The following is a 7,948-nucleotide window of genomic DNA, read 5'->3' on the forward strand; positions in this document are numbered from 1 at the left end:
TTATTCCACATGGAAGTTGGTCACAAAATTGGCCTAGGCTACGATGCTCATCCCTTTGCAGATGCGCGCGCCCTGGTTTTGGGCGGTGTCACGATACCGTATTCGAAGGGGCTATCGGGTCACTCGGACGCCGACGTTCTCTGCCACGCAATCGCGGATGCCATTCTCGGAGCAATGGCCGCGGGGGACATAGGCCAGCTATTTCCGGACACCGACGCGAAATACAAGGGCATATCCAGCCTCGCACTTCTCTCCAGTGTCGCAGAGTTGTTGAAGTCCAAGGGCGGGCGGATAGTCAATCTGGACGCGACGATAATTCTGGAAGAACCTTGCGTTTCCCCCCATTTCGGCGAGATGAAAGAGAACATCGGCAGAGCCCTGGGCATTGACGCTCATACGGTTTCAATCAAGGCCACGCGAAACGAAGGCATGGGTTTCGTCGGCCGAGGAGAAGGTGCCGCCGCACTCGCCGTGGCGCTGGTGACGTGGAAAGTGAGGCCCCAATCTTGAGCGAGACTCGCGTTCGCTTTGCACCCAGCCCCACTGGAAGCCTTCACGTCGGAGGCGCGAGGACCGCTCTCTACAACTGGTTCTTCGCAAGGGGTAGGCGCGGGAGCTTCGTTCTCAGGATGGAAGACACGGACGTTACCAGGTCTTCGCCGGAGTCGGAGGCCGGCGTCATCGAGGACCTGAAGTGGCTCGGCGTCGAATGGGAAGAAGGACCCGATTGCGGAGGGAACTACGGCCCTTACAGACAGTCGGAGCGGAAGGATCTGTACAAGGATTTCGCGCAAAGACTCGTTGATTCAGGAAGAGCGTATCGCTGCTACTGCACTCCGGAGGAACTGGAACAGAGGAAGCAGAGCCGCCTTTCCGAGGGCCGGTCTGCACACTACGACGGCCACTGCCTCGATCTTTCCGGCGAGAAGCTCTCTCAATTCGAGAACGAAGGCAGACGTTCGAGCATCAGGTTCAAGGCGCCCGACAGGGAGTTTGTCCTCGATGACGTCGTGAGGGGAGAAGTGCGATTCCCCAAGGAAATGGTCGGGGACTTCATCATTCTTCGCTCTGACGGAATGCCGACCTACAATTTCTCGTGCGTCGTCGATGACCATCTCATGAAGATAACTCACGTCATAAGAGGCGAGGAGCACCTCTCCAACACGTTGAGGCAGCTCATGCTTTACGAGACCCTCCGGATCGAGCCTCCGACGTTCGCGCATCTTTCGATTCTTCTCAATCGCGCCAGGGCCAAGCTCAGCAAGAGAGAAGGCGCCGCGTCGATTTCGGAGTTCAGAAAGATGGGCTACGTTCCGGAAGCCATCGTCAACTACCTGGCCCTTCTCGGCTGGTCGCCCGGCCACGACAAAGAGATTATGAACAGAGAAGAGATGATCAGGGATTTCTCTCTCGAGAGGGCCGCGAAGTCGGCCGCCGTCTTTGACGTCGAAAAACTGGACTGGATGAACTGTCACTACATCAGGACACTCGATTTGGACTACGTCTTTGGTCTGAGCGCTCCTTTTTTCGCGCAGAGTTCACTCAAGGACGCCGGCAGAGAGACGCTCAAGAAGATTCTGGCTGCCACGAGAAGAGGTCTGGTAAAACTCTCGGACTTGCAGTACCATGTTTCCGTATTCGAGGGCGAGATTCCACGATATGAACCCGATGTGCTCGGTCTGTTGAAAGAAACTTCGTCCGTGGACGTAATTTCAAGTGCGTTCAAACTCCTCGAGGCGTCGAATGTTTCGTCTCAGGGCGAAGCAAAAGCCTGGCTTGCGGCCGTGGGCCGCGAGACCGGGAAAAAAGGCAAAGAGCTTTTTGTGCCTGTGCGAGCGGCCCTTACCGGGAAGATTCACGGACCCGAGCTGCCCGAGGTCATAGAAATTCTGGGCAGAGAAGTTTGCCTCAGAAGATTGAAGCACGCGATTGGAGGACAACTATGAGGATTGCGGTCCTGATGGGCGGCGTTTCGAGCGAGCGAGAGGTCTCTCTGGCTTCAGGCAAAGAAGTCGCGAGAGCCCTGCGGGAAGTGGGGCACGAGGTAGCGGAAATAGACGTTAAGGACGAGCTCGACACTTCTCATCTGAGCTCCTCTTCGGGCAACAACAAAGCGCTGATTGATTTTGTTTCGAATCCCGACGTTGTCTCGAGCGAAGTCGTTTTCATCGCTCTGCACGGAGGGGCGGGAGAGGACGGTACCGTGCAAGCTCTCCTCGACATCATGTGCAAACCCTACACAGGCTCGGGCATGCTGGCCTCCGCTCTCTCGATGGACAAGGTTCTCTCCAAGAGGATCTTTGAGCAGGCCGGTATTCCCACTCCGGATTGGAGGAACGTGGAAGACGCAAACTCGAACAGCATCGAGGCCGCCGTATCGAGTCTGGGCGGTCTGCCGGTCGTTACGAAACCTAGAAATCAGGGCTCCACAATCGGGATCAGCATAGTGAAGGAAGAGGCTCAAGTGGTTCCCGCGGTGGAGAGCGCACTCAAGTACTCGAGCGACATCCTCGTCGAAAAGTACATCGTTGGCAGGGAGCTGACGGTGGGAATACTGGGAGACGGCGCTCTGCCTGTGATAGAAGTGGCGCCCGAGAAAGGATTCTACAACTACGAATGCAAGTACACGAGAGGCAAGAGCAAGTACATCGTCCCGGCGAAGATCGCCGCGAGTAAATCCCAGGAGGCCCAAGAGCTTGCGCTCAAGGCTTATCGGGTTCTCGGTTGCGAGGATTTCGCGAGAGTTGACTTCCGCCTCTCACACGAAGGACAGTTGCAGTGCCTTGAAGTGAATACCATTCCCGGGATGACCGGGACAAGCCTTGTGCCGATGGCTGCCAGGGCAAGTGGACGAGCATTTCCACAACTGGTGGACAAAATCTGCAGGCTTGCACTTTCCCGTCGAGGAATAGCGATTCCGGCAGGAGCAATCCAGGAGGAGCCACATGGATGACGTAGAACTGATGCTGAAAGAGCTAACTGAAGCGGTTGGCGTTTCGGGGCACGAAGAGGAAGTGTCGCGTGCAATGCAAAAATACCTGGTCGGGCTGGGACAAGTCTCCCACGACAGGCTTGGCAGCCTCATATGCAAGAAGACGGGCAAGGAAAATGGACCCTCCATAATGCTGGCCGCGCACATGGACGAAGTGGGCTTCATGGTGAAGCAGGTCACAAAAGAGGGATTCATCAAGTTCCTTCCTCTCGGAGGATGGTGGGGACACGTGGCCCTGGCCCAGCGCGTTATGGTGTGCACGTCGAAGGGGCAGTTCATCGGCATAGTCGGCTCAAAGCCTCCTCACGAGCTTCAGGACGAAGAGAAGAAAAAAGTGATGGACTTCAAGGAGATGTTCATCGACGTAGGAGCCGCAACCTACTTTGACGTTAAGAAGAAGCTGGGCGTGAAGCCTGGAGACCCGATAGTTCCTTACAGCCCCTTCACCGTCATGGGTAACAATCGACTCTACATGTCGAAGGCGTGGGACGACAGGGTCGGCTGCGCCGTCATCATTGATGTCCTGCGGAGGCTCAAGAACGTTCGCCATCCCAACGTTGTGTACGGCGTAGGTACCGTTCAGGAGGAGGTCGGACTGAGGGGCGCACAGACCAGCGTGTCGGCCGTGAAGCCCGACGTGGGTCTTGCACTGGACGTCAGCATTGCTCATGACGTGCCTGGAGGCGCCGATGGAAGAGAAGAGAAGATCGGAGCAGGCGCGGCCATACTCGTTTACGACGGTTCGATGATTCCCAACACAAAACTGCGCGATCTCGTCGTCAGGGTGGCCGAAGCCAACCGCATCGCGCATCACTTCGCTTACGTCGAGAGGGGTGGGACCGACGGCGGAAAGATACATCTGCACAACGCCGGAGTTCCTACTCTGTCCATAGGAATACCGACGAGGTACATACACAGTCACACCGGAGTACTTGACAGGAAAGATTTCGAAGCCGTTGTGTTCCTCGTCACGGAGGTCGTGAAGAGCCTCGACGCCAAGACAGTCGCAGGGCTCACGCGATAGGAGAACGATGAGTTTCCTTCTCGATGATCTTCGCGCTGCCATGGATAGAGACCCTGCTGCGACCAACGCGGTCGAGGTTCTTTTCACTTATTCCGGCTTTCACGCCGTTTGTTGGTACAGAATCGCACACAGGCTCTATCACTGGCGCGTGCCCTTGCTTCCAAAGCTGATATCTCACACCGCGCGTTTCTGGACTGGGATAGAGATTCATCCCGCGGCGGAGATTGGAAGCGGCTTCTTTATTGATCATGGCACCGGGGTCGTCATCGGAGAGACTTCGATAATCGGAAATGACGTGACACTCTTCCAGGGTGTCACGCTGGGAGGCACAGGGAAGGAGCGGGGTAAGAGGCATCCTACGCTGGGCGACAGGGTCGTGGTGGGCGCCGGAGCAAAGATACTGGGAGACATCACAATCGGAGACGACGTGTACGTCGGGGCCAACGCCGTCGTTCTGCGAGACGTCCCCGGGAATTCCACGGTCGTCGGCATTCCCGGGAGAATGGCGAAGAGAGAAGGGAGAAGAGTGCCTTCTGTTACGCTCGATCACGTCCATTTGCCGGATCCGATTACCAGAGACCTCGAGAGTCTTCACAGGGAAATCAGGAGAATCGAGGACTATCTCAAAAAATGGGAAGGCGGCCCGCAGGTCTCCTTTCTGTCGGAAGAGCACAAACCGGGAGCAGAACGCACGGGAGAGAACGAAGACAGTGAAGGGGCAGAACACAACGAGGGGGAAGAGCACTAGAGATGGCCATCCACATTCACGACAATCTGAGGCGGAAGAAGGTAGAATTCGTTCCTCTCAATAGTGATTACGTGGGAATGTACGTCTGCGGCATGACGGTTCAGGACAAACCGCACATCGGGCACATGTACTCGTCCATCGCGGGAGACACGGTCAGGCGCTACCTCGAATACAAGGGCTACAACGTCAGATACGTCTACAACTTCACGGACGTGGACGACAAGATAATCCAGAAATCGAACGAAGAAAACGTGCCCTGGCAGGACATAGCGCAACGGAACATCGACACGTACTTCAAATACGCGCGGCTTCTCGGAATAAAACCGGCGACGGTCTACCCCAAGGCCAGCGAGCACATGTCAGACATAATCGAGTTGATCAGGAAGATCGAAGAGAAGGGTTGCGCCTACGAGAGTGGAGGCGACGTCTACTTTGCCGTGGAAGCCTGGCCGGGTTACGGCAAGCTTTCCGGCAGGAGACTCGACGAACTGCGCGCCGGGGCCAGAGTCGACCCTGGCGACAAGAAGAGAAATCCCTTGGACTTCGCATTGTGGAAGGCGGCGAAAGAAGGTGAACCCTCGTGGAAGAGTCCGTGGGGACAGGGAAGGCCGGGCTGGCACATAGAGTGCTCCGCGATGTCCATGAAATACCTCGGAGAATCGTTTGACTTGCACGGCGGAGGGCAGGACCTCATCTTTCCGCATCACGAAAACGAGATTGCTCAGTCTGAGACTGCCACGGGGAAACCCTTCGTGAACTTCTGGATCGAAAACGGATTGATGAACCTTACCGGCGAGAAGATGTCGAAATCCACGAAACACTTCTTCTCGGTGGAAGACGTATGCGCCGAGGTCAATCCCGACACGCTCAAGTTCTATCTTCTCTCGTCGCATTACAGCAGTCCGGTCGAGTTTTCCAGAGAGAGACTAGTTGAGGCCGAAGCTGCTCTCGGGCGACTTACGAACGTGATTAGAAACGCCGCGATTCTGAGCAAGGACGTGGACTCTACCCTCCGCCCGGCTGAGGGAGAATTGTCTCAGGCATCGAGAGAGACCGAGTCGCGCTTTGTCGAGGCCATGGATGACGACTTTAACAGTGCAAGAGCCGTTGGACATCTCTTCGATCTGGCGAAGGCCGTCAACAAGGAGATAGAGGCAGGGATCATGTCCGCCGCTCAGAGGGCCGCCATACGCGGGGCCTCCGAGAAACTGAAGGAACTTGGACAGGTCCTCGGTATCTTCTGGAAGGACGAACTCTTCGCCGAGGAGTTTCCTCAAGAGTTAAAGGACCTTGTCGGAGAGCGAGAGACGGCCAGGAAGAACAAAGAATGGAGTAGGGCCGACGAGATGAGAGCCAAAATCGAAGCCGCAGGCTTCGTGGTAGAGGATAGAGCCGAGGGACCAGTCCTTAGAAAGAAGGATAGCTAACCGCATAGTATCCTCAGAAGAAAGATCGACGAACAGCGGGACAGAAAAAAGGCCGCGAAATTCTAGTGCTAGATCATTTGTTCTTTGGTATCCACCAGCGTGTCTGAATGAGCTGGCGTAGCTCAACGGTAGAGCTCCTCACTTGTAATGAGGGGGTTGGGGGTTCAATTCCCTTCGCCAGCTCCACACGACTCCGATTCCGGCAACGTACGACAGGGTTCCGATTGCGGGCAGAGGACCCGGCCGAATTGGAGTTGAACAGGCAGGAGACTTCTGGCACAATTACTGATTGCCACGTTAGCGTGGAGAGGTTCCCAAGAGGTCAAAGGGAGCAGACTGTAAATCTGCCGGCAATGCCTTCGGAGGTTCGAATCCTCCCCTCTCCACCAGCGCTGTCAGAACGTTTCTCATCTTTTGTGTTTGCCCGCGGGAGGATTCTAAGTTGAGCAGGGTACCGGTGAACCCATTTGCTCTCGGTGCCGCATTCGTAGAGCGTGCGGTGGAGTTAGGATGGGTCGAAGTCGATGCTGACGGCAGGCGAACCTCGTACTACGTGACCGATTCCGGAAACGAAGGTCTGGAGAAATTCGGCGTGAAAATCGAGAAAGCCATGCATTTCACGATCATTCCGGAGAGGGACGATTCTGCCCCGAAGAGAAGAGCTTCTTCCTCCATGTCCGGCATGTCCAATCACTCCATGCAGCCGCACAGGGGCCCCATGCCGTCGCAAAGGGGTCCTATGGGGGGACCGCCGGGACACGGAATCAGGCACGACGGGAGACAGGGCGGATCTTACAAGGGGCACGAGCGTAGCCTGGGGCCCGGACGGCACGACCGTCGCGAGCGACGTCCCGGGGCGAGCAAGAGAGGGTAACGGCACCTCGTGGGGTGCATGCGGTGGCGTCCGATCGGGCTTTCAGTGCTCCTCGCCGTCATGAGCTAATCGCGTCCTGGCGTTAGCCTTGGAGGTGTGGGGCCATCACTCTTGACGGCCAGGAAGGGTTGCCATTGCTTGAGATAGACTGGGGGCGGGAGTAGCTCAGTGGCTAGAGCGTCAGCCTTCCAAGCTGAGGGTCGCGGGTTCGAATCCCGTTTCCCGCTCCATTACGGGAAAGAATTTTCGCAAAACAGAAAAAACCTCTTGACAGCATGTCGTCAGTTTGCAATTATTGAGGTCTCCATACTTCCGAGTGTGGCTTTTTGGAGGGAAAAGCCGAAGGGTAGAGTTTATACTTTTCTTTTTGTCTCAGACCCACCTCACAGCCACGCCGGCTAATTCCCCAATCGCGCGCATCTAAAAAAAGGGGAATGCTTTTGTCTCGATGCCCGCGTAGCTCAGTCGGTAGAGCATTTGCATGGTAAGCAAAAGGTCATCGGTTCGATTCCGATCGTGGGCTCACTAGAGAGAAGAGCTGGCGCATTGCCTGTACACAACCATCTGTGTCTTCAGCGCGCATTATCTAGCGGACTCCTTGTATTTGATGCGACTTTGTCTTCAATTACGCAGGGGTTTGCCGGAGAGGGATATGTTTGTTTCCCGTTCGGGAATTTCTTGTTTGTGAGCTTTGGTGACCTGTGGGTAAGCGCCTGAGAGCGGTCTCAGTCGCTAAGGTGCCAGGAGGTAGAGCTGATGTCAAAGGCTCGGTTTGAGCGGAAGAAGCCGCACGTTAATGTTGGGACGATAGGGCACGTGGATCATGGGAAGACGACGTTGACAAGTGCGATAACGATGTATTTGGCGAAGCGGGGGTTGGCGA

8 protein-coding genes and 4 tRNA genes are annotated in these 7,948 nt (G+C 55.9%); all 12 read left to right on the top strand.

Translation table 11 applies throughout. The annotated features are described in order from the left end of the window. Positions 1–9 precede the first annotated feature (9 nt). Positions 10–510, top strand: coding sequence for a 2-C-methyl-D-erythritol 2,4-cyclodiphosphate synthase (ispF, locus tag NTX17_01765; protein MCX5800108.1), 501 nt, complete (start codon positions 10–12; stop codon positions 508–510). After that, positions 507–1,946, top strand: a complete 1,440-nt coding sequence (gltX, locus tag NTX17_01770) for a glutamate--tRNA ligase (GenBank protein MCX5800109.1) — start codon at positions 507–509, stop codon at positions 1,944–1,946. The genes ispF and gltX overlap by 4 nt, the downstream gene beginning before the upstream one ends. Beyond that, on the top strand, positions 1,943–2,953 hold the full coding sequence (locus tag NTX17_01775) for a D-alanine--D-alanine ligase (GenBank protein MCX5800110.1): 1,011 nt from the start codon (positions 1,943–1,945) through the stop codon (positions 2,951–2,953). Before gltX ends, NTX17_01775 begins: the two co-directional genes overlap by 4 nt. Next, complete coding sequence (locus tag NTX17_01780; protein MCX5800111.1) at positions 2,946–4,016, top strand: M42 family metallopeptidase; 1,071 nt, start codon at positions 2,946–2,948, stop codon at positions 4,014–4,016. Before NTX17_01775 ends, NTX17_01780 begins: the two co-directional genes overlap by 8 nt. A 7-nt stretch (positions 4,017–4,023) precedes the next feature. Beyond that, positions 4,024–4,764: a serine O-acetyltransferase gene (gene cysE / locus NTX17_01785; protein MCX5800112.1), complete on the top strand. Its 741-nt coding sequence runs from the start codon at positions 4,024–4,026 to the stop codon at positions 4,762–4,764. 2 nt (positions 4,765–4,766) lie between these two features. Continuing rightward, complete coding sequence (cysS, locus tag NTX17_01790; GenBank protein ID MCX5800113.1) at positions 4,767–6,191, top strand: cysteine--tRNA ligase; 1,425 nt, start codon at positions 4,767–4,769, stop codon at positions 6,189–6,191. 111 nt (positions 6,192–6,302) lie between these two features. Next, positions 6,303–6,377, top strand: a tRNA-Thr gene (locus tag NTX17_01795). A 118-nt stretch (positions 6,378–6,495) separates the two neighbouring features. After that, positions 6,496–6,580: transfer RNA gene (locus tag NTX17_01800), tRNA-Tyr, on the top strand. A 53-nt stretch (positions 6,581–6,633) separates the two neighbouring features. Continuing rightward, the gene (locus NTX17_01805) at positions 6,634–7,065 is read left to right on the top strand and encodes a hypothetical protein (protein ID MCX5800114.1); all 432 of its coding nucleotides are present in this window, start codon (positions 6,634–6,636) and stop codon (positions 7,063–7,065) included. A 154-nt stretch (positions 7,066–7,219) separates the two neighbouring features. Then, positions 7,220–7,295: transfer RNA gene (locus NTX17_01810), tRNA-Gly, on the top strand. A 220-nt stretch (positions 7,296–7,515) separates the two neighbouring features. Continuing rightward, positions 7,516–7,588: transfer RNA gene (locus tag NTX17_01815), tRNA-Thr, on the top strand. 233 nt (positions 7,589–7,821) lie between these two features. Further along, on the top strand, positions 7,822–7,948 hold a 127-nt coding region (locus NTX17_01820), incomplete at its 3' end, for a GTP-binding protein (protein MCX5800115.1).

It is taken from the genome of Candidatus Eisenbacteria bacterium (assembly GCA_026388185.1).
Lineage (GTDB): Bacteria > Eisenbacteria > RBG-16-71-46 > JAFGJU01 > JAFGJU01 > JAPLKG01.